The sequence below is a fragment of the Vibrio sp. TRT 1302 genome (genome assembly GCF_050113875.1).
Classification (GTDB): domain Bacteria; phylum Pseudomonadota; class Gammaproteobacteria; order Enterobacterales; family Vibrionaceae; genus Vibrio.
This window is the reverse complement of sequence record NZ_JBNJOF010000002.1, coordinates 65,611-91,536: the sequence shown is the minus strand read 5'-3', so window position 1 is coordinate 91,536 and position 25,926 is coordinate 65,611. Positions and strand designations below refer to the sequence as shown.

At 45.7% G+C, this 25,926-nt stretch carries 23 protein-coding genes; 13 read left to right on the top strand and 10 right to left on the bottom strand.

Annotated features, from left to right (window positions below):
- Positions 1 to 13: 13 nt before the first annotated feature.
- From ACQEXP_RS03225 to ACQEXP_RS03215, 3 genes are read right to left on the bottom strand one after another with little or no spacing between them, the layout of a single operon-like run.
- Entirely contained in the window at positions 14 to 1,273 is a 1,260-nt protein-coding gene (locus tag ACQEXP_RS03225) for a sigma-54-dependent transcriptional regulator (RefSeq protein WP_426968183.1), read from the bottom strand.
- Positions 1,260 to 3,620, bottom strand: coding sequence for an ATP-binding protein (locus ACQEXP_RS03220; protein WP_426968181.1), 2,361 nt, complete (start codon positions 3,618 to 3,620; stop codon positions 1,260 to 1,262). Before ACQEXP_RS03220 ends, ACQEXP_RS03225 begins: the two co-directional genes overlap by 14 nt.
- Positions 3,607 to 4,884 (bottom strand): ABC transporter substrate-binding protein, encoded by a 1,278-nt coding sequence (locus ACQEXP_RS03215; protein ID WP_426968179.1) that lies wholly within the window; start codon positions 4,882 to 4,884, stop codon positions 3,607 to 3,609. Before ACQEXP_RS03215 ends, ACQEXP_RS03220 begins: the two co-directional genes overlap by 14 nt.
- A 357-nt stretch (positions 4,885 to 5,241) precedes the next feature.
- On the opposite strand from ACQEXP_RS03215, the gene ACQEXP_RS03210 reads away from it, so the two are divergent.
- The 4 genes from ACQEXP_RS03210 to ACQEXP_RS03195 all read left to right on the top strand — a co-directional run bounded on the left by ACQEXP_RS03210 (position 5,242) and on the right by ACQEXP_RS03195 (position 11,448).
- Entirely contained in the window at positions 5,242 to 6,702 is a 1,461-nt protein-coding gene (locus ACQEXP_RS03210; protein ID WP_426968178.1) for a pyruvate kinase, read from the top strand.
- 234 nt (positions 6,703 to 6,936) lie between these two features.
- On the top strand, positions 6,937 to 8,685 hold the full coding sequence (locus ACQEXP_RS03205; protein WP_426968176.1) for a formate--tetrahydrofolate ligase: 1,749 nt from the start codon (positions 6,937 to 6,939) through the stop codon (positions 8,683 to 8,685).
- Positions 8,686 to 8,831: 146 nt separating this feature from the next.
- A complete protein-coding gene (locus ACQEXP_RS03200; RefSeq protein WP_426968174.1) occupies positions 8,832 to 10,721 on the top strand; it encodes a DUF294 nucleotidyltransferase-like domain-containing protein in 1,890 nt (629 codons plus the stop codon).
- A 7-nt stretch (positions 10,722 to 10,728) separates the two neighbouring features.
- Positions 10,729 to 11,448: a 3'-5' exonuclease gene (locus ACQEXP_RS03195; protein WP_269375888.1), complete on the top strand. Its 720-nt coding sequence runs from the start codon at positions 10,729 to 10,731 to the stop codon at positions 11,446 to 11,448.
- 81 nt (positions 11,449 to 11,529) lie between these two features.
- Here ACQEXP_RS03195 and ACQEXP_RS03190 read toward each other — a convergent pair whose 3' ends face one another.
- On the bottom strand, positions 11,530 to 12,126 hold the full coding sequence (locus ACQEXP_RS03190; RefSeq protein ID WP_426968172.1) for a DUF1294 domain-containing protein: 597 nt from the start codon (positions 12,124 to 12,126) through the stop codon (positions 11,530 to 11,532).
- 206 nt (positions 12,127 to 12,332) lie between these two features.
- On the opposite strand from ACQEXP_RS03190, the gene ACQEXP_RS03185 reads away from it, so the two are divergent.
- Both ACQEXP_RS03185 and ACQEXP_RS03180 read left to right on the top strand, forming a co-directional pair.
- Positions 12,333 to 12,653 carry a hypothetical protein gene (locus tag ACQEXP_RS03185; protein WP_426968170.1) on the top strand — a complete coding sequence of 107 codons (321 nt, stop codon included), beginning with the start codon at positions 12,333 to 12,335 and terminating at the stop codon, positions 12,651 to 12,653.
- Positions 12,654 to 12,720: 67 nt separating this feature from the next.
- A complete protein-coding gene (locus ACQEXP_RS03180) occupies positions 12,721 to 13,407 on the top strand; it encodes a helix-turn-helix transcriptional regulator (RefSeq protein ID WP_426968168.1) in 687 nt (228 codons plus the stop codon).
- Positions 13,408 to 13,416: 9 nt separating this feature from the next.
- On the opposite strand, the gene ACQEXP_RS03175 is transcribed toward ACQEXP_RS03180, so the two are convergent.
- Positions 13,417 to 13,632, bottom strand: a complete 216-nt coding sequence (locus ACQEXP_RS03175) for a cold-shock protein (protein WP_269375582.1) — start codon at positions 13,630 to 13,632, stop codon at positions 13,417 to 13,419.
- An 82-nt stretch (positions 13,633 to 13,714) separates the two neighbouring features.
- A complete protein-coding gene (yjjG, locus tag ACQEXP_RS03170) occupies positions 13,715 to 14,389 on the bottom strand; it encodes a pyrimidine 5'-nucleotidase (RefSeq protein ID WP_426968166.1) in 675 nt (224 codons plus the stop codon).
- 95 nt (positions 14,390 to 14,484) lie between these two features.
- On the opposite strand from yjjG, the gene ACQEXP_RS03165 reads away from it, so the two are divergent.
- From ACQEXP_RS03165 to ACQEXP_RS03145, 5 genes are all read left to right on the top strand, one after another.
- Positions 14,485 to 15,393: a LysR substrate-binding domain-containing protein gene (locus ACQEXP_RS03165; protein ID WP_426968164.1), complete on the top strand. Its 909-nt coding sequence runs from the start codon at positions 14,485 to 14,487 to the stop codon at positions 15,391 to 15,393.
- A 133-nt stretch (positions 15,394 to 15,526) separates the two neighbouring features.
- On the top strand, positions 15,527 to 15,661 hold the full coding sequence (locus ACQEXP_RS03160; RefSeq protein WP_426968162.1) for a hypothetical protein: 135 nt from the start codon (positions 15,527 to 15,529) through the stop codon (positions 15,659 to 15,661).
- A gap of 70 nt (positions 15,662 to 15,731) precedes the next feature.
- A complete protein-coding gene (gene elbB / locus ACQEXP_RS03155) occupies positions 15,732 to 16,382 on the top strand; it encodes an isoprenoid biosynthesis glyoxalase ElbB (protein WP_426968160.1) in 651 nt (216 codons plus the stop codon).
- 292 nt (positions 16,383 to 16,674) lie between these two features.
- Positions 16,675 to 17,823, top strand: a complete 1,149-nt coding sequence (yiaY, locus tag ACQEXP_RS03150) for an L-threonine dehydrogenase (RefSeq protein WP_426968159.1) — start codon at positions 16,675 to 16,677, stop codon at positions 17,821 to 17,823.
- A gap of 100 nt (positions 17,824 to 17,923) precedes the next feature.
- Positions 17,924 to 18,655, top strand: coding sequence for a dienelactone hydrolase family protein (locus ACQEXP_RS03145; RefSeq protein ID WP_426968157.1), 732 nt, complete (start codon positions 17,924 to 17,926; stop codon positions 18,653 to 18,655).
- A 52-nt stretch (positions 18,656 to 18,707) separates the two neighbouring features.
- Here ACQEXP_RS03145 and secF read toward each other — a convergent pair whose 3' ends face one another.
- The 4 genes from secF to ACQEXP_RS03125 form a co-directional block, all read right to left on the bottom strand.
- Positions 18,708 to 19,610 (bottom strand): protein translocase subunit SecF, encoded by a 903-nt coding sequence (secF, locus tag ACQEXP_RS03140; RefSeq protein WP_269375589.1) that lies wholly within the window; start codon positions 19,608 to 19,610, stop codon positions 18,708 to 18,710.
- 2 nt (positions 19,611 to 19,612) lie between these two features.
- Positions 19,613 to 21,460, bottom strand: coding sequence for a protein translocase subunit SecD (gene secD / locus ACQEXP_RS03135; RefSeq protein ID WP_426968155.1), 1,848 nt, complete (start codon positions 21,458 to 21,460; stop codon positions 19,613 to 19,615).
- Positions 21,461 to 21,545: 85 nt separating this feature from the next.
- Positions 21,546 to 22,028: a hypothetical protein gene (locus ACQEXP_RS03130; RefSeq protein WP_426968153.1), complete on the bottom strand. Its 483-nt coding sequence runs from the start codon at positions 22,026 to 22,028 to the stop codon at positions 21,546 to 21,548.
- Positions 22,029 to 22,130: 102 nt separating this feature from the next.
- The gene (locus ACQEXP_RS03125; RefSeq protein ID WP_269375593.1) at positions 22,131 to 22,802 is read right to left on the bottom strand and encodes a hypothetical protein; all 672 of its coding nucleotides are present in this window, start codon (positions 22,800 to 22,802) and stop codon (positions 22,131 to 22,133) included.
- Positions 22,803 to 22,856: 54 nt separating this feature from the next.
- Here ACQEXP_RS03125 and ACQEXP_RS03120 point away from each other — a divergent pair, with 54 nt between their 5' ends.
- Positions 22,857 to 23,432, top strand: coding sequence for a hypothetical protein (locus tag ACQEXP_RS03120; RefSeq protein ID WP_426968151.1), 576 nt, complete (start codon positions 22,857 to 22,859; stop codon positions 23,430 to 23,432).
- 195 nt (positions 23,433 to 23,627) lie between these two features.
- Entirely contained in the window at positions 23,628 to 25,910 is a 2,283-nt protein-coding gene (locus ACQEXP_RS03115) for an EAL domain-containing protein (protein ID WP_426968149.1), read from the top strand.
- The last annotated feature ends 16 nt before the right edge of the window (positions 25,911 to 25,926 follow it).

The window sequence follows — 25,926 nt, the reverse complement described above, 5'->3', positions numbered from 1 at the left end:
GTGAGGCGTTTTTTTATCGGCTCTTAAACGCGTCCTTGTCGATATTGTGTTTTTTCATTCTCAAGTAAAGCTTCTTGCGCGGTACTTGCAGATACGCCGCTGAATCACTGATTCGACCCGAATGCAGGAACAACGCATCTTCAATGACGCGTTTTTCAAAATCATCAACCAACTCGTCTAAAGGCAATTGAGCTTCGGCAGAAGTATTATGGCTATCCTTGCCAGCCAGTTTGATGATTCCAACCGAGTAGAGCTCAGCCACATTTCGTAACTCTCTCACATTTCCCGGCCATTCATGTGCTAGCAGTAGAGCCATATATTTTGCTTCTACTTCGGGTAAGCGTTTTGCCAATTTCCGGCAGCTGGACTTGAGATAATGGTGGAACAACACTTCGATGTCATCCGGTCGCTTTCTTAGTGGTGGGACTTCAATCTCCCCTTGATTGAGAACGTAATAGAGCTCTGCCACTAGTTTGTGCTCGACGATAAGTTGCTCCGGGTGTTGCTCAAATATCGCAATGACACGTCCGTGCTGCCCCTTTCTCTCTTTATCAATCATATGTTGTGCAAACACGCGTTGGCACTGCTCTGAAAATCGTTCAGGGCTATCAATAATTAAGGTTCCAGAGACAAACGAATAGAGCTTGGCACTTAATTCCTCACTGGCGATAGCGTCGTTTGCCGATAACAATTCGAGTTCCCCACCCGATTGCGACATATCATGTATTAAGTTCGCCACTAAGTGCCTGCCGACACCCATCTCACCATAAACCACCACATGATTACGTAGCCTAGAAAACTGAGAGACACTGTAGCGGATATGATTCAGCTGTGCAGACTTGCCCAGTAACGATCGTTTGATGGTCGATTCCATCTCTCTCTTTTGGTCGATGTAGACTTTTCGTTGCTCTAGATGATGGCGTACCGTTTCGACGAGTTTGGCTGGGTCGATGGGCTTTTCAACAAACTCACACGCCCCTTCTTTAACCGCTTCGACAGCCATTGGGATATCACCATGTCCTGTGACAACAATAACGGGTAGCCACTTATCAAACTGCTTAATCTGGCTTAACAACTCAAGTCCATGCATCTGTGGCATATACATATCGAGCAACACAACGCCCAACCAATCAGGTGATAAATAACTCATCGCTTGAGTAGGGTCTGCGACGGTTTTTGCTGCAATGCCTGCAATGCCCATCAAGTGCTGGTAAGCGTCGAGTACATCCTGATCATCATCGACCAACAGTAAAGAATAATTAAACTCTTGCATGTGATAACTCCAAAACAACCAAGGCACCTTTGTCTAAACGGGATGCCAAATAGATCCGCCCTGAATATTTCTCAACCAAAGCTCGGCTAATATTGAGCCCCAAGCCTAAACCCACCTCTTTGGTGGTGGTAAACGGTGTGAAGAGCTTGTCTATAATGAAAGGCTTAAAGCCACAACCACTATCCGATATCGCTATCACATGGTGAGATGTATTCGAGAATAGCTTTTCAATTCGAATTTCTTGGCGATGCCGATTTGACTCAGCAATGGCGTCACAACCATTGACCAGTATGTTGACCATGACCTGTTCAAGGGCTAATGCATTGCCATGGACATACAGTGGTTCGGTGAGCAAATTACATATGTTCGTTGCTTGCCGCTTAGCTTTAGGCCCAACAATTGCGATGGCTTGCATGACGATATCAGTAAGTAGCAAATTGTCCGTGATTTGATCAGTGTCCGATTTTTTGGCGAAGGTTCGCAGGCTTTTTATAATTTCACTCATTCGTGCTGACAACTGAGCCACTTGCTCAATGGAACGCCTAGTCGAGGTTAAATTACCGGAATCAGTGGAAAGTTGGGCGCTATAGAGATAGGTCGATATCGCATTCAGTGGCTGGTTCAACTCGTGAGCTAAACATGTCATCGTCTGACCGACAACCGCCATTTTCGCCGCTTGGATCAACTCATCTTGGGCTTGTTTTAAGGTTAGTTCCGCCTTTTCTCGCTCGACAATCTCTTCAGACAAAAGACGGTTTTTTTCGACCAAATCTGCCGTTCTGTCATTGACCATCTTCTGAAGTTCTATCGCCGTTAACTCTTGTTGCGTCACATCCGTGATTGTCACAATGACTTTATGTAATTGACCATGAGAGAAAAGGTGAAAATCGAAATGAAGATAACACGCTGTCTCGCCATCGAGTGGCAAGGTGAGCGCATCTTTTCCAGTGGTAAAAAGTGCCTGACCCGAGACAAATACTTTTGCTAATCGCTTGCGATCTTGATTACGAAACGACTGCCACAAAAGCTTGTGCTCGACTGTTCCTTGCATCGCCAGTAGTTTTTGGGCGCTAAAATTTGCAGATTCAACATACCCTGCGAGATCACACGTCAATAGACTGGCAGATGTATTATTGATCAGACCAACCGCATTCGTTCTTTGTAACTCTTCGACACTCGCCCCGTAGTCAATCAGCTTTTGACTTAGTTGGCCGATTTCATCGGCACCGTCAACCACAATCCGGTGACTAAAATCGCCTTTGATGATCGCATCAATACTCGAGCTCAGTGCGTTCAAACGGGCGACCACACGGCGATTTATAAAGTAATAGGTGACAAACAAAGACAAAAGGATCGAGATGCCAAAGCACACCAATAGCACAATGTTTCCATCGGAGACCAAGTTAGCCGTTCGCGTTTTGACATCAATAAAACTTGTGTCGGCATATTTAATAATCTGACCAATTTGCTGATGAATCGCACCGAGCAACTTTTCGATTTCGCTTTTAATTTCGGTGATGCGTGCGTTTAGTATCACCCCTTCCGACAGCAGCAGCGAAAACACACCATCACTCACGTACAACACCTGCAATTCATCCAACAATTGCTGATAAGAAATGCCGGAAGGTAGAATTAACAAGGGTTCACTCGTGGCGATTAACTCCGCGATGTTGAATTGAATAACGGTTGAGGCATTTTTAATCTGTTCCAAGTTTCGCGCCTGCAACGACTCTGTTGTTAGCACGAAGATATTCGATTCCAGATCCAACACACTTTGTATCACCCGCAGTTGTTCGAGCGTGGCTTTGTGCTTTTCTGAACTATCTCCTCGCGTCAACTGCCAGTAAAACTCTTGGCGAAATGACACCAACTCAGCATGGATATCTTGATGTAACCAGTTGATTTGCTCGGATAGCTTGGCCACTTTACGTCTTTGCTGGACTCGGTCGAACACAAAACGAGTGTATTGTTCTAATGTCTTCTCTAGCTGCGTATACAAACTCAACAGTTCGTCACTATCATTCTTCTCAAGTTTGAGTGGTTGAAAATTGGACAACTTCAGCTTAATAGAGTTAAGTAACTTATCGAGTTCATTTCTCTGGCGGTTTAATTCAATCTTGTTATTTGATGTAGAAAGCAGTTGAACTCGGGAGCGAATTTCGCTGCTACGACTCTCCAACATGTAACTCGTGTTGTACTTAGGAACACTGGTGTCGAGTAGACTACTCACCTGCTGGTCGAGCCGATACCAAGTTACCCATGCTAATACACAGACGAAGGTCAGCAGCAAAGTCGTAAAGGTAAAAGCCACCACCAATCTAGAACCGATCGTTTTACATATTTTCATTGGCGATCTCTACTTGCAACTCGTGAAACATCTCTTCAACCCGTTCCAGCCCCTCCTCATATTTAGTGGCGAAACGGTAGCTAAACTCCACCAGCAAGGCTTGTTCTTCGCCATCTTCTAAGGTAGAGGCATCACGTTGCGAACTGATGATGTTGGCTAACTCATTCACTTCTTGCTCCGTGACTGGAATAGTAAAAAGCTGGTTTAGTAGCTGATGAGCGACCTCAAGCCTAGCGGCATCATGACGATGAATTTGCACATATTGAGATAGGCCTAACCAGATATCTTGTAACTCCGGTAAGCGTTTGGTGATTGCTTCATCAAAAAGAATATTGAGCAACTTCTCGCGCTTCATCACCTTATTGAAGTCGAGCGGAGGGTTAGTGCCAAGATAGAGTGCAGGATCATAAATGGATTGTTTGGTTAAACTCGATTGAAGGATTCGTTGCTGTACATCATCCGACAATGCCAATTCAACAAATCGAATCGCTTCAGCAGTGTTCGTCGCGTTTTTGGCAATCCCGACATAAGTAGGCATCAGCGTAAAGTCAGGGTCATAGGTGAATCCTACATAGGCGAACTGCCGCTGTAGCGAAATGGCATAGCTGTCTATGGTCGGTCCGATACCAAACTGCCCTTTCGCGACATAATCACTTACGCCAAAGCTGCGTGAAGAAATAGTCCCTAAATTGGCGCCTATGTTTAGTATTGTCGACCAGCCTTGCTGCCAACCATGGCGTGCAAGTATGCTCTCCAGCATCAACTGTGTGGTGGCTGAGCGACTCGGTGTACTCATGGTGATATGCCCAAAATAAGCAAAGGACGAGAGATCTGAAAATCGAGTTGGGATTGGCAATTTATTCGCCGCTAGATACTCTCGGTTCCATACAATTCCCGCTCCAGAGTAGCCAATACTGAGCACTTTGTTTTTAATCGGAAATAAAAACGGTTCTAGCCACTGCGGAGGGTTTTGCTCTAGCACTATCGATGCAAGTTGATCCCTTTTATCAAGCTCCTTGAACAGGAATGGTGACGAGCTCAAGACAACATCAATGCCTTGTATATAGCTCCTATTAAGCAACTGCATCGCAGACTGGCTACGGCGATGAATAAGCTCAATATCCGCGTCTGGATTCTGTTGTTTGTATTTCGCAATTAACTCGCTCACAGGCTCACTTGAGAAGGTCGTTAAAATCGAAAACTGTTCCTTACCCGCGAGCACGCTCGAACTGAATCCGATCAGTCCGATGACCAATATCGCCATTTTTATTAAACAAAACCGCCAGCCCTTCACCTGATCCCTCTCGATTTATGGGATGAATATCTAATTTCCTTCACAAAGCCATCATTTTCACCGTCGCTCTGTGAGTCACCGATGACGCATCTGCGCGTCTGACCTAGGAATATTCACTCACTAATGAAACTAATTTCATTGGCTAGAGTGACATTTTTATCCCAGCCAAATGTATTAGTTGAGTCACTTTTAGCTCAAATTCGCCGTTTTGCGCTTTGTTCACTTCTCTCCCATCATCCTAAAAACAGGCGATTACTTGCTCATTTTGCATACCAAGCACGCTATCGTCGCGAAACGCTCCTTGGGCGATTTTAAGAGGGAAGGAAGATGAAAAAGACTAAAATCATTGCAACGCTCGGGCCCGAGACGCTGGATCAAAACCAGATTGATGAGATCTTGTGTGCGGGTGTGGATGTCGTCAGGCTAGACTACGCTCAGCGGGTTCCTGAACAACACGCTTCCATAGCAAAGCAAGTGCGTTCTAGCGCGCAAAAGCTCGGTAAGTTTGTCGGTATCTTAGTCGATATTCCAGGGACAAAAGTTCAGATCTCTGAGTTTGAAAATGGGCACATTGAGCTCAAGCAAGATTCAATATTTAATCTCGACGGAACACTGGATTCTAAGCTGGGCAACCAAAACACTGTTGGGCTTGACTACCCTCAACTTCTCAATGAACTCGAACTGGGCAGCATACTTTTGCTCGATTGTGGCCGTATCCAGCTGCAAGTTATACTGCTTGATCGTGTCAATCAATTTGCAAAAACCAAAGTTCTCGCGGGAGGAAGGCTGAACAGCCACCAGTCAATTAGCGTATTGGGAAAAGAGATTCTCTATCCTTCGCTGACTGAGTCCGATTGGCAGGGTATAGAGTTTGCGGCATCAATCGATGCGGAATTCATCGCGCTCACCTTACCGCCCGAGACATCTGAGCTACAACAGCTTAGCCAAGTGCTGGAAAACACTGGGTTCACCACTCAGCTGATCGCAAAATTTGACCACTCTAGATTTGATCACGATTTATCGACCATTGAACCCGTGCTTAGCGCAACGGAAGTGTGCATGATTGAAAACCTCGACTTCGTAGACGACATCCTCGATCAATATGCCGCCTCATTGGAGCACCCATTACTCATGAGAGCACGAGAGCTTAATAAACCAATCGTTGCCGCATCACCAGTAATGAGTTCAATGGCAGCCAGACTCCTTCCCACTCGCACAGAGGCGTTAAAGTTAGCGAATCTTGTCATTGCGGGAACGGACGCCGTAATGCTCTGCCCGGCAGTGACGAACGGGCCATACATGATTGATGCAGTCAAAGCGATGGTAAATGTGATTAGCAGCGTCGAGGCGGTGGTCGAATGCTTTGAGCATCCAAAAGACACCACACAACCAATGGATGCGAGCTGTAGTAAAAATTTTGCGATATCAACCGTACTGAGCATAAGTAAAACGCAACGCTATGTTGGTGTTGCCGTGATTACACATAATGGCGAAGCGCCTTTACTGATGTCTCGCTGCCAAAGTCATGTACCGATTTGGGCGTTAAGCGATAACGTCAAATTACTCTCATCGCTTTCAATATTACGTGGTGTTGAGCCTACATACGCCGTCATCGAAACTCATGATTCAAGAGACACCACCGACTCCATTGTCCGACTTCTTGAGCCTGAAATTCATCGCAATCATAGTCAGTCGCTGATCATTTCCTGCTTTGAATCACTCGAAAAGGTAGGCACTACGAATGTAAGCCGCTTAGTGCCAATTGCGTCAACTGAAATCACCACTTGATAGGGCTTTTGTTCACCGCTGTCCATTTACCCATGTTGCTCGTCACTATTTGTGGGATTGGCCTGTCAGAAGACAGGCCTTTTTTTAGTTAGCACGGCGGCACACATTTATTCATCACTCAATATCAGTTAAAATATGCAAAATCTAAAAAAGCTGCTTTCTGCGTTATATTTATCGAAAGCTTGTAAAAAGCAGTCACATCCCGACTTAAACTAGGTCCATATAGAGGATTTTATGCTGTCTGACATCGAAATCTGCCGCACCACTCCGTTACTTCCTATAAGCAAAGTTGCACAGCGAGCTGGACTGAAAGCCGATGAGTTCCAGAGCCAAGGTGAACATAAGGCAAAAGTCAGTTTATCTAGCCTAAAACGCCTTGCATCTAAAAAGACGGGGAAACTGATTGTCGTCACCGCTATCACCCCAACGCCACTAGGCGAAGGTAAGACTGTCACGACCATTGGACTTGCCCAAGGCTTGGCTCAACTTAATCATTCAGCAATGGCGTGTATCAGGCAACCTTCTATGGGGCCTGTTTTTGGCGTCAAGGGCGGGGCTGCGGGAGGCGGCTATTCGCAAGTGGCTCCTATGGAAGAGTTGAATCTCCACCTCACAGGCGATATTCACGCGGTCACTGCGGCGCATAACTTAGCCGCTGCTGCCATCGATGCTCGTATTTATCATGAGCAAAGACTGGGATACGAAGATTTCGAACAACGCAGTGGTTTGAAAGCATTAAAAATCGATCCTCAAAATGTGGTTTGGAAAAGGGTAATGGATCACAACGACCGAGCGTTACGCATGGTGACTGTGGGTCAAAATGAAGCTGGGAAAAACATTAATGGATTTGAGCGCTGCGATGGATTTGATATTTCAGCAGCCTCAGAGTTAATGGCCATTCTCGCCTTAGCCAGTGATTTAAAAGATCTTCGTTCACGTATTGGGCGAATCGTCGTCGCCTATGATTTGTCTGGTCAACCGGTGACGACAGAAGATCTGCAAGTAGCGGGCGCAATGGCAGTAAGCATGAAAGAAGCTATCGAACCCACCTTGATGCAAACTCTAGAGGGGGTCCCAACTCTTATTCATGCAGGGCCATTTGCTAATATCGCCCACGGTAACTCGTCAATCATTGCGGATAATATCGCCACAAAGTTGGCACAATTTACCGTCACTGAAGGTGGTTTTGGCTCGGATATGGGCTTTGAAAAAGCCTGTAACATTAAAGCGCAAGTTGCCAACAAGTCTCCTGATTGCGCAGTCATCGTCACGACGCTTCGCGGCCTTAAAGCTAACTCTGGTCAGTATGATCTAAAACCAGGCCAAGCAATTCCACAGAACCTTTACAGTGACGATCAAGACGCACTCCTTGCCGGCTTTGAAAACTTGAAATGGCATATTAATAATGTGAATGAATACGGTATTCCAGCCGTGGTTGCCATTAATCGCTTTCCTCAAGACAGTGAATCCGAATTGCTAACGCTAAAAGCCATGGTAGAAGCCTTGCCAAATGACGTACAAGTTGCAGTCAGCGAAGGTTTTAGCAAAGGTGGAGCTGGCACGCTAGAGTTGGCCCAGAAAGTAATCCACCAGTGCGAGAAGCCATCCCAATTCTCTCCTTTGTACCGTTTTGAACAAACCACTGAAGAGAAACTAATGGCTGTCGCCGAAGCTGGCTATGGTGCAGCGAGGCTAATACTGAGTGACGTCGCCAAGCAGCAGTTGGCTCAACTCAAAGCACACGGATTTGATGATCTAGCAGTTTGTTTGGCAAAAACGCCACTTTCGATCTCAACGGATTCGAGTGTTAAAGGCGCGCCTGAGAATTTCGATGTACCCGTTAGGGAACTCAAACTGTGTGCAGGCGCTGGCTTTATTTATGCTCTATGTGGCAACGTGATGACGATGCCAGGCCTTCCAGAAAAACCGGCATTTATGAATCTCGACCTTGATGAAAATGGTCACATTATTGGATTAAGCTAAACTGGCGTAGTCCCTGCCCACTTCACACTCTAAGGCTAAGTTATTCAATCTTAGCCTTTTTTCTTTACTGTGTTGGCCTCACTCCATGAAGTTCGCCTGAAGATCATGTACCATTAACTCATCACTCTCAAAGATTGGACGTATTCATGGAAGCAGAACTACTGGAAATTAAGAACTTCCTTTCCCAATACCCTCCATTTGATGAGCTCGAAGATGAAGTCCTCAGCTACGTCACTCAACATATCGAAATCTCTTACTATCGAGAGGATACCCCCATCATTCACTTTGGTGATGAAATCCATGATCTTTACATGGTGCGCAGTGGGGTGGTCGAAATATATCGACGCAAAGGCGAGCTCTACAACCGAATTGATGAAGGTGCGTTATTCGGTCAGATGGGACTACTGACCAACAATAAGGTTCGCTTCCCTGCGAAAGCCATCAAAGACACCCTACTCTACTGTATTCCAGAAGCGGTCTTTCAGCACTTGTATGAGCAGCACGAAGCCTTTGCTGACTTTGTCGAAGTAGAAGATAACGCGCGTCTGAGGCAGACCGTCTCAAACAGCAAAGAGCAAAACGATCTTACAACATCAAAGGTAAGAAACTTGCTCACCAGCAGCGCACCAACGATTCACAAGACGGAATCAATCCAAAACGCAGCGATAAAAATGGCGGAAGACAATGTCTCTTCGCTACTAATTATTGATCCCGAAGTGGCTCAGGATGATGATGACGACAACAGCCCTTTAGTTGGAATCATTACTGATAGAGACTTATGTACCCGCGTGTTAGCTCAAGGGCTCAATCCCAGCGACGACGTTGCTAGCGTAATGACGACTGAAGTCATCTCACTTGATCACAACGCCTATGTCTACGAAGCGATGCTGACTATGTTGCGATACAACGTTCATCATCTTCCGGTCCTCAAGGATAAGCAGCCGATTGGTGTCATCGAAGCAACGGACATTGTTCGTTACGAATCGCAAAACTCGCTCCTGTTGGTCAGCAGTATTTTCCAGCAACAATCGATTGATGAACTCTCGGTATTATCTGAGCAAGTGAAAGACAGCTTTGTTCGCCTCGTCAATGAAGACGCAAACTCTCACATGGTTGGCAGTGCGATGTCCGTGATTGGACGTAGCTTTAAACAGCGTATTATCGAACTTGTAGAGCAGGAATTAGGCGAACCACCGGTACCGTATTGCTTTGTGGCGCTAGGCTCAATGGGGCGCGATGAGCAACTGCTCGTCACTGACCAAGATAACGCGATCATCCTCGATAACACCTTCGTCAAAGAGAAACATGATGGCTACTTTGCGCAACTGGCAAACCGTGTATGTGAAGGATTGGATAAGTGCGGCTACAGTTACTGCACTGGCGATATCATGGCAACGAATCCAGACTGGCGTATGACTCGAACCGAATGGGAGGAGTGCTTTGCGGATTGGATAGATGACCCCAACCCTAAAGCGTTACTCAACGCTTCGATTTTCTTTGACCTTGATGGTGTATATGGGCGTCTAAAATGGGCGGAACAGCTCAATGGTTTTATTGTACGTAGAGCACGTAGAAACAACCGTTTCCTTGCCTGTTTAGCCCGCAATGCAATGAATCGGACTCCTCCGCTGGGCTTCTTTAAGAGTTTTGTGATGGAGAAAGATGGCCAACACAAAAACTCAATCAACCTTAAACGACGTGGCACCGCGCCGTTAGCGGATCTTATTCGCGTCCATGCCCTCGCCGTCGGCTCGCGGTCAAAAAATTCGTTTGAGCGTCTGGATGACATCCATGAGGCGGGAATTTTACCTAAAGGCAAAGCGAGAGACCTGCGTGATGCACTTGAGTTTATTTCGATCGTTCGTATTCGTCATCAAGCGCTCGACGTCGAAAATGAAATCGAGCCAGATAACAACATTGAACCAGAAAACTTATCGGATTTTGAGCGCCGTAACCTCAAGGACGCATTCCAAATTCTAAGCAATGCTCAGAACTTCCTTAAGTTCCGTTATCAAGCCAGTAATAACTTTAAGTGAGATGATGATGCTTAACAAAATCATATCACCCCCTTCGATCGACTGGCCGGCAAAGTTTGCTCGAAAATTGCGCATGACGACAACCCCTGCTCTACAACAGTACTATAAGGCTGGGGTTCCGTTGCCCAATACACCATTGGAAGAGATTACATTTCTGGCGATGGACTTTGAAACCACAGGCTTAAACTCCGACCAAGATGACATTATTACCATCGGAACCGTTCCCTTTAACTTGAATCGCATTTTTATAAATCAAGCTAAGCACTGGACGGTTAAACCTCGTAAGCAGTTAGCGCAAGAATCGGTCGTCATCCATGGCATCACCCACTCTGACGTTCTTGATGCACCTGATCTATCTGCCGTCTATGACCAGATCTTGGAACAGATGGAAGGGAAAATAGTGGTGGTTCACTACCAGCGTATTGAACGTGAGTTTTTCGATAAAGCTCTGATGGCTCGAATTAACGAGGGAATAGAATTTCCCGCAGTAGATACCATGCAGATTGAAACTCTCCTTCAGAAAAAGCTTACTGGTGGAATAGTCAACAAACTCAAGGGTCGCAAACCAGCGTCAGTCAGGCTCGGAGCGAGTCGAACCCGCTACGGTTTGCCTCAATACACCCCCCATCATGCCCTTACCGATGCCGTTGCAACAGCGGAGTTGCTACAAGCCCAGATTGCTTATCACTATCAGTCAGACATGCCGATCAGCCAGTTGTGGATTTAATCTTCTCCGGGTCTATACCATCACAAAGCCGCCCAAATCGGCGGCTTTGTGATATCAAACAGGATTAGAGGCAGGTTCTTCTCACGATATAGAGCGTAACATTGAGATCGCTTGTTCAAGTAAAAAAGCACCTTCGCTGGTCAATGACCAAGCAAACAACGCAATGTTGAGTACCAAGGTCGACCAGAAGAGGAACTTAAATCCGACATCATGATACTTGTGATGCATAATCGACTGAGCAAGCAAAGCCCCAACCCATCCGCCAAACACGTTCATTACATGGAAAGCAACTTCCGGAACTCGCCATCCACCGTTCATCATTGCGTGTCTGTCTAACGCATATAAGGTGTATGTGGCTGTGCTGGCGGCAAAATAAAGTACGCAAGATATGATCGGAAAGTCTAGTAAGACGACGCTACCGACAAGTGCGCTACAGAACCAGACGGCTATAGCGAGAGAAAAGTTAAACACCAAAGGCCGAGTCACGTCGACCGCTCTCATGGTTCCATTACTATCCGAACCTAAACGAAATACCACTGGTTCGCTGACACAGGGTAACTGAGAGTTATTCTCTAAATCATTGATATGAAATAAGATTTGAGTATCTTGGTTTTCTACAGAAATATAACCATAACCCTTGCTCTGATCCCATTGAGCAATTGTTCCTTGTATTGCCATGTTATTTCCCTTACCTAGCCTGAAGTTGCGATAAGCCTATAATTATTATTGCGTTAACATTAGCTATAGCACACATATTATACAATGCGCATATTCTGACCAACTTTGGTTAAATTATTTGATCTAGAACACTACTGACAGGTTCTGACACGACCAATCGATATCCTTTGCGGGAACTTGAACAACAAACTAAAAGGAATACGAAAATGAAAAGTGTGATTGAGATTGTTCGATTTAAACTGTTGAATGACGTTACCGCAGACCAATTGATCGCAGCCAGTAAACAGAGCCAAAAATTTGTGTCGTCTCTCGACGGATTTGAATATCGCTCACTGAGTTACGATCAAGAGTCACAAAGTTGGACGGATGTGGTCTACTGGGATTCGATGGAGAACGCAAAATCCGCAGGAGAAAAGTTCATGTCGAGTGAAGACTGTCAGCCTTTGATGGCGCTAATTGACCCTGAATCCGTAATCATGCAACATCAATCGATAGAGATGAGCGAGCTTGCTGCAAAATTTCAGTAAAGCGTAAATTCATAGTTTTAGGAAGTCGTTTCCGGCTTCCTAATCAACCCCTAGACTAGGACAACAAGTGAGTAAATCAGAGCGACTGTTTGAACTCCTGACGCTAATGCGTTCTAAGCGATATGCGGTTACAGCAGCCCAATTAGCTCAACAGATGGAAGTCAGTGAACGAACGATATACCGTGATATTCACTCACTGATCAATTCAGGTGTACCCATTTATGGCGAAGCAGGTGTTGGTTATATGCTCCAAGCCGGATCTCACTTACCACCTCTGATGTTTACCGAACAAGAAATGGTCGCGCTAGAGCTTGGTATGAGGATGGTGAGGGCTTGGTCAGACGATGAACTCGCTCAGGCATCGCGCTCCGCTTCAACCAAAATTTTATCGGTGTTGCCAGATAAGCTAAAAGCACAGCTAGAAGAATTTCCGATTTTTGTGCCGGAAATTCATTCGACCTCAGAAACAGCGACGAGAGGAAAAATGCTTCGACATGCGACGGATGACAAAATCAAAATCATCATCGAATATGTGGATCAACAAGAAAACAAAACATCTCGCTGTTTGCAACCACTAGGGCAAATCTTTTGGGGGAAAGTGTGGACCCTTGTTGCTTGGTGCGAATTGAGAAACGATTATCGCCATTTTCGAATTGATAGAATCGAGAAGCTCACGATTACCGATACAAGGTTCGAGACATCGACCGACAAATGTCTCGAACACTACATTAAACTTCACGCACCGAAAGCTTAGAAGTATTCGTTACTTCATGACCGTCGGTGAAATATTGAGCGCGATTCGACAGCCGTTGAGATCGGACTCAACATCAAACTCCACTAACTCATTTACATGAACGTCAATTGAAGTGGCACGCATATCTCGAACATGAAAAAAGACCTTATCGTTGCAGTTTTCATCTTCAATAAAGCCATAACCATGCTTCACATCTAAATCGATGATTTTTCCAAGAACTGACATGCTGCTTCCTCGCTATAACAGTGAATTCTGTTGTTCTTACTGCGCACACGCTCACTTCGATCACTGTTAATAAAAAAAGTTGCTAAGCCAGCAAAATATCTTTCAGCTCATGCAGAGAACTTACGGTGTAGTGCGGCGAAATATCGGCATCTGCTTCGGCCCCTACACTATTTAGCCAGCAAGTTTCGATACCAAAATTAAGGCCACCTAGGATGTCAGAATGTTGGTTATCTCCCACCATGAGAACTTTGCTCTTGCATGGCGACCCCATTTTCTCCAGCGCATGGCTAAAAATTGCTGTATCAGGCTTAGCAAAACCCACTTGCTCGGATATCACGACGTGTTCGAAATATTGGCTCATACCAGTTCTTTCTAGTCTGATTGCCTGAAGCTCGGTAAAACCATTAGTGATGATTCCCATCTTAGCCTTGCCATGAACCGCTTCCATCAACTCTTTTGCTCCTGGAAGTAAGGTACATATGTCAGCCATTGCTTCTAGAAAAGCGCTGTTTAACTCAGATGTAGTCGTACCTAACCTGTCTGCCCACTCTTGAAAGCGAGTGTGTTTTAAATCATCGGCACTGATGGTGCCATTTTGATAATCAACCCATAGAGGCTTATTGACGGTTTGGTAGTGCTCAAAATCTTGTGAAGTAAACTCTACGCCCTTGCGCGAGAACATGAGCTGCATCCCTTTAAAAGCATCAAAGTGAAACAGGGTTTCGTCAGCATCAAACAAGATCCAATCGTATTTCATTGCTATCTCCTAAAAATTTCATCGCTAGTGTAGATTGTTTTCAATAAGATGATAATCTCTAAGTTAAGAAATTCATTGTTTACCTACAGTCAACTATGCAAGCATTCTCTTCGATACCTGTTTTTGTCTCAGTGGTTGAAAATGGCAGTTTCTCTGGCGCAGCCGAAAAACTCAATATCACCAAATCCGCCGTCAGTAAACGGATCACTCACTTAGAAGATGAACTAGGAATTAGACTTCTTAATCGCACCACACGAAAGCTGAGTTTAACGGAAGCGGGTCAACGCTACTACGAGTATGTCGCGCAATCATTAAACTTGGCACAACAAGGACTAGACGCGGTTAGCGAGCTGCAAGGCAAGCCTCGCGGTAAGCTCAAAGTGACGGCTCCCATGTCCTTTGGTGTCCTACACGTTGCGCCTCTGATTGCAGAGTTCCTCGCTCTCTATCCTGGTGTAGAAATTGATTTGCAACTCGAAGACCAAATGGTTGACCTCATACAAGACAGTTTTGACATCGGCATCCGTATTGGCCACCTGCCTTTATCAAACCTGATTGCGAAAAGACTCGCGCCATGTGTCAGCGTGCTTTGTGCATCAAAAGAGTACTTAGAACAGCATGGTCACCCACAGCAGCCTAGCGACCTGATCAATCACAGTTGCCTACAGTACAGCTACTATCGCGGTGGTACCGAGTGGAGCCTCAATTCGGCTGGGCAAGAGTTTCGTGTTGTTCCTAAGGGTCGTTTATCAGTGAACAACAGCGAAGCGATTCGTCGTGCAGTATTAGAGGGGGCAGGCATTGGAAACTTACCAACATTCATTGTTGCCAAGGACATTCATGCAGGCCGTCTTGAAGTGGTCCTTGCCGATTACCAGTTACCCGTACATGCCGTCTATGCCGTTTTTCCTGAGAGGAAACATATGCCATTGAAAGTTAGAGTTTTCTTGGATTTCATCAACGAACGATTGGGCACTGACACCCCCTACTGGGATAAGTGTTAACCATTAATGTGACGCCTTGCTCAACTCTTCTCGTTGAAGTGATTTACGCAAGACTTTATGACCTGAAACAAACTTTCTCCGCTATTCTCCAGTCACAATCGAGGTGTTGCTAAATGCCTAGGAGACGTGCGAGATGAAACGATTTTTTCCTTCTAACATCATGCTAATTCCTTTTGTGGTGAAGAACTATTCTGAAGAGCCACAAGAGGATAGATGCGACACCGACCAGCAATCTGAGCCCAACGAGTCACGTGAATTGGAAGAATGAGACTCGAATCAGACCGGAGCGGTTATTAATTGACTACGCTAACAGCGCAGAACAATAAGGGAGTACAACAATGAAGAAAGTTGCCGTAATACTAAGTGGCTCAGGTGTCTTTGATGGGGCTGAAATTCACGAATCCGTACTAGCGCTGCACGCGATTGAAAAACAAGGTGCGAGCTGGCACTGTTTCGCGCCCAACATCGATCAACTTCATGTTATAAACCACAAGACCGGTGAAGAGATGGACGAGACACGCAACGTCTTGGTTGAAGCGGCACGTATTGCACGCGGGAAGATTGAGGATGTTGCAAAGCTCAATGTCGATGATTACGACGCACTATTGCTTCCTGGAGGTTTTGGCGCCGCGAAGAATCTCACCGATTTCGCAGTCAAAGGTGCAGAATGTAGCATTAACACTCATGTTGCTAGTGCATGCAGAGCGTTCGCTCAAGCGCGTAAACCAGCGGGATACCTGTGTATTGCTCCCACAATCATTCCGCTCATTTACGACCACGGTGTCAAAGCCACTATTGGTAACGATGCTGCGACCGCTGCGGCTTTTAATACCCTTGGCGGCCTTCACGTTGAATCGCAAGTAGACGAAGTAGTATTTGACGAGCAACATCTCGTGCTCTCGACGCCCGCCTATATGCTCGCCGAAAACATCTCTGAAGCTGCAAAAGGAATCGAAGCACTAGTCGAGAAATTAGTCTCACTCAGTTAGCCAGATATCTATGCACTATTGAGCCCCTGTTGGTATTCCTACTGGCAGGGGCTTTTTGTTTGTTCTGAACGCAAAAACTCTGACAATTTCTATTTATGTTGAGAAAACGATTGCGCTAACCCACTAATATTTAACAACTTATGTTCGATAAAAATGGAACTGGTCGGAGTTCACACTTTACTGCAACGCCTACCACTTTTGGGTGACAAAATTGTTCGAGATCAAGATTTAAGGTTGGATAGTTATGCGAATCTAAATGCAGATTTCAAATATAACAAGATGGAGCAATCCAATGACGAGTGCATTTTTTATCCCTACCGTAAACCTAATGGGCGCTGGCTGCCTGACTGACGCAGCAGACAATATTAAAGCTCAAGGTTTTAAAAAAGGCCTGATCGTAACCGACAAAATCCTTAATCAGATTGGTGTTGTAAAACGAGTTCAAGATCTATTGACTGAGCGTGCAGTAGACACTGTGGTATTTGACGGTACTCAACCAAACCCGACCATCAGCAACGTGAATGATGGTCTCGAACTGCTTATGGATAACGATTGTGACTTCGTAATTTCCCTTGGTGGCGGTTCACCTCATGACTGCGCTAAAGGTATCGCACTAGTTGCTTCCAACGGTGGCAAGATTGCAGATTATGAGGGTGTCGACCAATCAGCTAAGCCAATGCTGCCACTGATCGCAATCAACACAACGGCTGGCACAGCTTCTGAGATGACTCGCTTCTGTATCATCACTGATGAAGAGCGCCACATAAAAATGGCTATTGTCGATAAACACACAACACCGCTTGTATCCGTCAATGACCCAGAGCTAATGTTAGCAAAACCTGCCTCGCTGACGGCTGCAACAGGTATGGACGCATTAACCCATGCTGTTGAAGCTTATGTCTCTATCGCAGCAACACCTATCACTGATGCCGTTGCCATCAAAGCGATTGAAATCATTCAAGCTCACCTTCGCACTGCGGTAGAAAACGGCGATGATATTGAAGCGCGTGAACAAATGGCGTACGCACAGTTTATGGCAGGTATGGCGTTTAACAATGCATCGTTGGGCTACGTACACGCAATGGCGCACCAACTAGGTGGCTTCTATGACCTGCCACACGGTGTCTGTAACGCGATTCTGCTTCCTCATGTCCAACGCTACAATGCTCAGGTCTGCCCAGATCGTCTACGTGACGTTGCGAAAGCGATGGGCGTCGACGTTGAAGGTATGACCGCTGAACAAGGCGCTGAAGCGGCAATTGACGCTATCGTTGCGCTAGCTAAAGATGTAGGTATTCCAGCGGGTATCAAAGAGCTTGGTGCAGATGCTAAAGACATCCCAATCCTAGCAGACAATGCACTAAAAGATGCGTGTGGTTTTACTAACCCTAAACAAGCAACGCATGAAGAAATTTCAGCAATCTTTGCAGCAGCTATGTAATTAAAGTCTTTTCCTTTAGTCCTAGCCTCCTTCGGGAGGCTTTTTTGTACCATTCTTTTGCATTCTACGTACTACACTTCTACGACAACGGAGGTGTTTTATGAAATCAATATTCGGTCTTATCTTATTAACTTTATCGACTTTTACCGTGGCTGGTGAAAACAAAATTTACAATGTAAACGGTAGTGATTACGAGGGCTACTGGGCCAAAGTCAGTGACAATGCACCACTAGTATTGCTTATCCATGACTGGGACGGTTTAACAGAGTACGAAATGAAACGAGCCGATATGCTCAATCAACTAGGCTACAACGTATTTGCCGCCGATCTATTCGGTAAAGGGATACGACCAACAGAGATTGAAGATAGAAGACAGCACACAGGAGAGCTCTACAAAGACAGAGAAAAACTTCGTGCGCTAATGCAGGGCAGTTTGGATTTTGCCGCCCAGCTTGGGGGAGACAGTGACAACACCGTTGTGATGGGGTATTGCTTTGGTGGTGCAGCCGTTCTGGAGTCTGCGCGAGCAGGCATGAAAGCCAAAGGCTTTGTCACCTTCCACGGAGGGCTAGGTACTCCTGAAGGTCAATCTTATCAGAACACCACTGCGCCTATAATGATTCTTCATGGCACGGCAGACAGTGCCATTCCTATGTCGCAGTTTGCTGAGCTGGCTGAGCAACTTGAAACTGCCAAAGTTCCACATGAGATGATTACGTACAGTGGAGCACCGCATGCTTTCACGGTGTTCGACAGTCCACGTTATCGCGAAGATGCCGACAAGAAATCATGGGATAGTTTCACACGCTTCCTCGCCGCCAACACCAAGTAAAGAGTAAAAGCCCCGCGATAGCCTTATCGCGGGGCTTAGTCATCCCTATCGTCTATGGCGCCGTATCTATTTCTACGGGTAGATAGTGCTTAGGTTCGAGCTTCAACCACTCTGGCAAAACAGTACCGATCGATATCGATGACCAAGTGCCAGACAAAATACCAATGAACATCGCCACTGCAAATCCTTGTAATGCGTTGCCTCCCATAATCCACAGCGCTGAGACCGTTAGCAAGGTGGTTCCTGAAGTCACCATAGTACGGGAAAAGGTCGCTATTACCGCTTGGTCATTGATTTCTTCCGTTGGTAGAGACTGTTTTGCAATGAGCAACTCACGAATACGGTCAGCAATAATGATTGAATCGTTGAGTGAGTAACCCAAAATTGCCAGAATTGCCGCAAAGACGGTCAAGTTAAATTCCATTTGCGTTGCAGCAAAGAATCCCAATACCAGTACGACATCGTGAATCAACGCAAGCAGTGAACCACTTGCCAGACGCCATTCAAACCGAAAGCAGAGGTAGCCCAAGATACTTAGCATCGAAATCATCAGCGCTAAGCCACCTTGATCAACCAAATCTTGTCCAACTTGTGAACCCACCATACTGTTGCTGATCACGTCAACCTGATGCGAAATCGGTGCTAGGGTCTGACTTAAGTCAGCTACCTGTGTGCCGCTTTGAGGAATTGGGTAACGAATTACCCATCTTCCATCCTGGTCTGAGTGCGTAACGTTGGTAAACTCACCAAGGGCTGGTTGCAATACCTCTACCAACTGCGAGTGGGTCACATTGTTATCAACCTTGACCTCAGTCACCATACCACCGGTAAAGTCTAAGCCCATGTTCAGGCCATTCATCGCCAATGCGACCAGAGAAACGACCATCAGCGCTAAAGAAACAAAGCTTGTGATGTAGCGAATACGGCGAATACGCTGTTTAAAAAACTCAACCATGATTAAACCCTCACATCACGACGCGCATCGCGTCCCCAAACTAAGTTGATAATTGCACGTGATGCAAACACACCACTAAACATACTGGTCAACAAACCGAGACCAAGAGTCAGAGCGAAACCTTGAATTGGGCCATTACCAATCGAGTAAAGCACAACGGCGGTAATCATGGTGGTAATGTTGGCATCAAGAATGGTGCTCAGCGCGCTACCAAAGCCAAGATCAATGGACTGCGCAAATGTGCGCCCTTCTGCAAGCTTGTCTTTGATACGTTCAAAAATGAGCACGTTGGTATCGACCGCCATACCCACAGTCAGTACCAAACCCGCGATACCCGGCAGTGTCAGCACTGCTCCTGGTAGGAGTGCGATAAGACCAAGTAGGCTGACCATGTTGACCAATAGCGCCACATTCGCGACCCAACCTAGTCGGCGATACCAAAGCGCCATGAAAGTCAGGGTCATCGCAAGACCTAGCGCTAAAGCGGCAAAACCATTCTGAATGTTTTCAGCACCTAATGAGGCACCAATCGTGCGCTCCTCAACGATAGTCACTGGCGCAGTCAAAGAGCCCGCGCGAAGCAACAAGGCCAAGTTTTGTGCATCTTCCATTGAGCCTGCTCCAGTGATGCGGAACTGGCTGCCAAGCTGTGATTGGATAGTCGCGACACTAATAACACGTTCGCTGCGCTCTGTTTCACCTTTCGCATTGGTGGTGTACTCGCGGTACACGGTCGCCATTGGTTTACCAATATGGCCAGCGGAGAAGTCACTCATCATCTTGCCACCCGCATGGTCAAGTGAAATGTTAACTTCAGAGAAGCCCATTTTGTCGACGCCAGCACGAGCATTAATGATGTGTTCACCAGTCAACACTGGTCGTTTTGCTAAAGTGACATCACGGCCATCGTTATCTTTAAGTACAATGTCGCCATACGCCTTACCTTCCGAAGGCGTGCGGGCTTCATGAAAGGCTAGCGTTGCGGTCGCACCAATCACATTTTTCGCCAACGATGGATCTTGGACACCCGGTAACTCAATACGAATACTGTGCTCACCCTGACGCTGTACTAACGCTTCTGTAATACCCAGCTCTTCAATACGGTCACGCATGATCTTTAAGTTTTGCTTTAAAGTGACGGACTGGAACTCACTCTTGCTTTCAACCGTCGGTTTAACCGCAATGAAATCTGAATGTCGTTTAACATCCCAAGTTGGGTAGTTCTGCTTGAGGAAGCTCTGAATCGATCCTAATGCCTGTTCAGAGTCTGATTTAATATCAAACGCTTCTGAGCCAACCGCAGCGATCTGCACACCACGCAAACGCTCTTGACGTAGAAAATCTCTCACTTCATCGACCAAACTATTGCGTTGGTCTTCGAACGCTTTATCAATATCTACATTAAGGAGGAATTGAACACCGCCACGTAGATCTAGCCCGAGTTTAATCGGACTAAAGCCCATGTCGCTTAGCCACTTAGGTGCCACAGAGACGTAAGAGAAACTAATACTATCCTGTTTGCCGAGCAATTTATCTAGCTCTTGTCTTGCCAGAGTCTGTTCTGTTTCGTTATCGAACACCAAGGTGGTTTTGTTACCCATCTGTTCAATTTGGCTTGCTTGGATATCACGCTGATCAAGGTAATGATTCAGTTCAGTGACGTTATTTAAAATACTGTTTGATTGCTCTTGTGACGTTGTCACTTGAATCGACGGTTTTTCACCATACCATGTTGGTATAGCACTCAATGTCAGCATAATAATCGTGGCAATCAGTACCACGTATTTCCACGCTGAATAATGGTTCATAAGACGAGCAGAACTCGCCTGTTTAGCAGGATTTTTTTTCATCGTATTTCTTAACTTTGTTCGGCTCAGGCGTGCCTGAACCTAAATTACTAACGTAAGAAGGCGTAATCGCTTCCGAAAAAGTAAGTTAAAGAAATACTGGGTACTGGGCGTTTAACGCGACATAAAGTGCATTAGACTCTTTCCAGCCAGCTATTCGACTTGGTGAGGTATAACGAGTAGCAAGGGCATTAGTCGAATATAGACAGGTTGCCTTGTATAAACGGAAAAGCGCAACGACCGCAGGTTCAAAAGTCGGTAGTTCTAAATTGGACGAAGAATCAGCGTCATCAACAAAACGAGTAGAATGTAGCCAGCGATTGGTATTTACGATCGCTAACCAATCTTGAGCAAATTCCGATTGTGTGATCGGTTTAGGCTGAGAATCTTCTCTTACTTCGTCAAACAATGCCTGAGCATCGCTTTTAGACGCAGGTAGAAGAGTATTAATTCGGTAGCTTAATCGAGCGGAGGCTTCATTTTCAGCTTGCAGCAGATACGCAAACGCCTGCGAAGGTACGACCATCGCAAGAGTAAAAAGCCAAATGTATGAAATGAATCGACGAAGCATTGACCAGCCTGATTATATCTAACAGCGAGATAGTAGATCTAACCCCTAGGACAAACAACTAAAATGTTCTAAAAGCTAATATTCCATATCTGAGTCAAACCACTATCGGTAGAATATCTTACCGCTTAGCACATCAAGATAGATTTTGTTGGCTTGCTTTAAACCACCGCAGTAAACAAAGTAAGCTTGTTGTTCATTGAATGTCACGGAACGAATCCACCCTTTGGTTTCTTCAAAGTCTTCAGGAGTACAAGTTCCCTCTTTAAGCAGTTGGTCGGTTGTTTTTATAAACATCTCAAAGTGTTGCTTAAAGTCATCAGATTGCTCGATGTACTGGCTGATGGTTTCCATCCTCTCTTGCTTTGAAATCGTTGGCGCGACCTCAAGCAGTGCGTCCATCGGCACCCACTCTGCGACTTCAGGCCCCCCTTCTTCATAAACATAGTAGGGAGAAATTCGCCCCCAGCCATCTTTCTTTTCTAATATGTGTAACTTATCGCCACGGTAGACAGCGCTCTCAACAAACGCGTCGACATCTGGGGCTTCCCGTACACCCAGTCTAGGTGGGCTAACGTAATAATCTGTCACTGGGGGCGCAGGTGGAATCTCTTCCTCTTCTTCGACAATAGGCAGTGGCGTAACAGGTTGCTTTTCGTCTTCAGCCGCCTCTAGCGCTAGAGCATCTTGTTGCGGTTTGTAATAGAAAATGTAGTAACCACCGCCAGCACAGGCGATACCCACTAACAACAAGACAACCATGATGAGCTTTTTCATATCCGCCTAATCTTTTCCTATACTTATCGAGTTATAACCACCACAACAACCACGATGAAATGGCACTGTATTAATATTACTATAACGGCAGCACTGCTGATCACTTTACCTTTTAAGGTACTTAGTGCCCATTGTTCAGCTCCAGCATGGAACGAAATCCTCACTCTTCAGACCGATCTAGATCGAACTTATAACCTCCATGCTCAAAAATTTAATCAGTTTCTGCAAATCCATAACGAGCAGCCCTTTCTTTATCAAGAATTCACGCCTCAGGAAATCCGCCAGTTTTGGGACAGCAATAAGGACACCTTACATCAAAGTATGAATTCCCAAATTGAGGCATCACTTTTTGTTGTGGATAAAATACAACTAGAGCGAGACGCCCTACAGCAGCTATCTGAGCGCGCAGAACAACAGCTGCTACGCTGGCGTAACATCAGTCAACATTGTAAGCAGATAGACAATCAATCAAACGCCATCGCAAGCGAAAAGTATGCGCAACTTAATCAGGCGTTAATACTCGATATCAATAAACTGTTCACCAAACTGCTTATCCTAGAACAACGCTATGTGAATGAAGTCGAAGCATTACGCAGGGCCAGACCAGATACAGAAAACGACACCCCTTGATTTCAACCGCTATCGGTTGCCTATCGACAGCTACATTACTCTCAATTACTAGATCAATATCACATATTATCTGCCCAACACCACCTTGCATTGATAATAATAATAGTTACCATTTGCGTTATACATTTCTCGATTTGACTCATACGCCTCTTGAAACTTGCTCTTTCCTATAAACATGTAATTTTAATCTGGCTGTTGGGGACAATACTGGCGGTACTGAGTTACTTCACGGTCCACCAGTATGAAACGCAAAAGATCCACGCCCAGTTAGAAGCGCAATTGACCAACCGAATCCAAACCCTGTCGCAATCGCTTAAGAGTGTTGAGTCTTTAATCTATTCGACCCGTGCATTTATATCGAATAGCAACCGACCATCAGCCAAACAATTTGAATCCTATTTTACCGAACAAGTTCACACCAATTTGAGCGTCGGTTCTGTGATGTGGGCACCAGCAGTCAAGTTAGACCAAATCGCGGATTTCGAACGGCAAGCGCAGCGCGATGGTTTTCTCGGTTTCAAAATAACCCCTGCACTAGAGGAAGCCGACTCGAATATCTGGTTTCTTGATCAAACGACGTTACCCGTACTCTATCTGTCATCATGGTTTGAGGGCAGTGACCAATTAGGTGTTCGATTAGAATCCGACCCAAATAATGTCAGTGCAATGTCTCGTGCGATAACGACTGGGAGAATTGGTGTCTCCGACTTCACTCAAAATGGTCAAGCTAACGTCCGTCTTCTATTGCCCAAATTTTCGGATAACGGGAACTTGGAAGGGTTCATTGTTGCCAATCTGGTGCTACATGAGTTGCTAGGTCAGATATGGCATAAAGAAATCAACTCCTCAACAACGAAAATTCAAGCTCATATTGAGCCCAGTCAGCAACTCATCTTTGAGTCGCACATTAATACTGAACTGGAATCTGACGGGATCACAACACGTCTCGCGCAAGCCACTCGCGTCACGCGGATCCCTTTGTTCAACCAATATTGGCAAGTATCCATCACGTCGCTAGACCGAACGGGAAGTACCGCTCGATATGGGCTTACATTGATTATTTTGATCTTTTTGCTCACCTGTTCAGCGACTATCGCCGCAAATTTCTACGCGACGCGACTTAAAGTATCCGACCGTGTTATCGAAGAGAAAACGCGCTCACTTGCCGATCAAGCCATCAAAGATAATCTTACCAATTTAAAAAACCGTAACGCGTTAGGTCACGAAGTGGCGGCTCAACTCAACCTAATGAGTCGTGGAGAATCCGTTGGTTTCTCGATTCTGTTTATTGACCTAGACCGTTTCAAAGTGATTAACGACTCAATGGGGCATCTGCATGGCGATAAACTCCTTAAACAAGTCGGAAGCCGGTTAACTGAACACTGTCGTAGCAACGATATGGGCTTTCGCTTTGGGGGAGATGAGTTCGTCATCTGCTTACCCGGCCTTATTTCACGTTCAGCACTCAGTCATATCTGTCAACGTTACTCAAACGTATTAAGCCGTCCATACACTATCGACGGCCAGTCCTGCCATATTGGTGCCAGTATCGGAATTTCGATTGTTACTGATCCAAACCAGACATTAGCAGGCATACTCCGCGAGGCCGATACCGCTATGTATCGTGCCAAAAGCTCTAGCCATGAAAAAGTCGTCTTTTTTCACGAGAAAATGTTCTCGCAAGCGAAAATGCGTTTCACTTTAGAACAAGAGCTAACCAGCGCCCTCGCGTTAAAGCAGCTATCGCTGGTTTATCAGCCAATCTATTGTGCAGATAGCGATAAAGTGACGGGGTTTGAGTCATTACTCCGCTGGAATCATCCTAAACTTGGTCAAGTCTCTCCCGCAGAATTTATCCCAATCGCTGAAGAGACTGGAATGATAATCAAGATTGGTGACTGGGTCGCCAATGAGTGTTGTAAGACTCTGAATCGGCTTTGGCATTCTCGGAAAGAACACGATGTGCCAAGGATTAACATTAACGTATCTGCCAAACAATTTGAGTCCGAGCACATTTACCACACACTGGTTCAGTTGCTAGACCAATATGATTTCCCTGCCCATCTGGTCGGAATAGAGATTACCGAATCTATGCTACTGCGAGAAGAATGCAGTGCTCATCAACTTCAGCGTATCAAAGCGCTGGGGGTCACCTTATATCTCGATGATTTCGGTACTGGGTACTCTTCTTTGTCGGTTCTAAACGAGTATCCCGTTGATGTACTTAAAGTCGACCGAAGTTTTGTTAGTCGTCTCGCGCTTGGTCAGAGTAACGCGGATAACTTATGTCGAGCGATCATCTCAATGGCACATACCATTGACCTCGAAGTAGTTGCTGAAGGTGTAGAAACGCCAGAACAACTCGCAATACTGCGCCAACATCATTGTAATTATGTTCAAGGGTACTTGAAGTCAAAGCCACTTACGGTCTGCAAAATCGAGCAAGTTCTGAATCATAAACAGCAGTTATCTGCGTAATCTAGCAGCAAAAAAG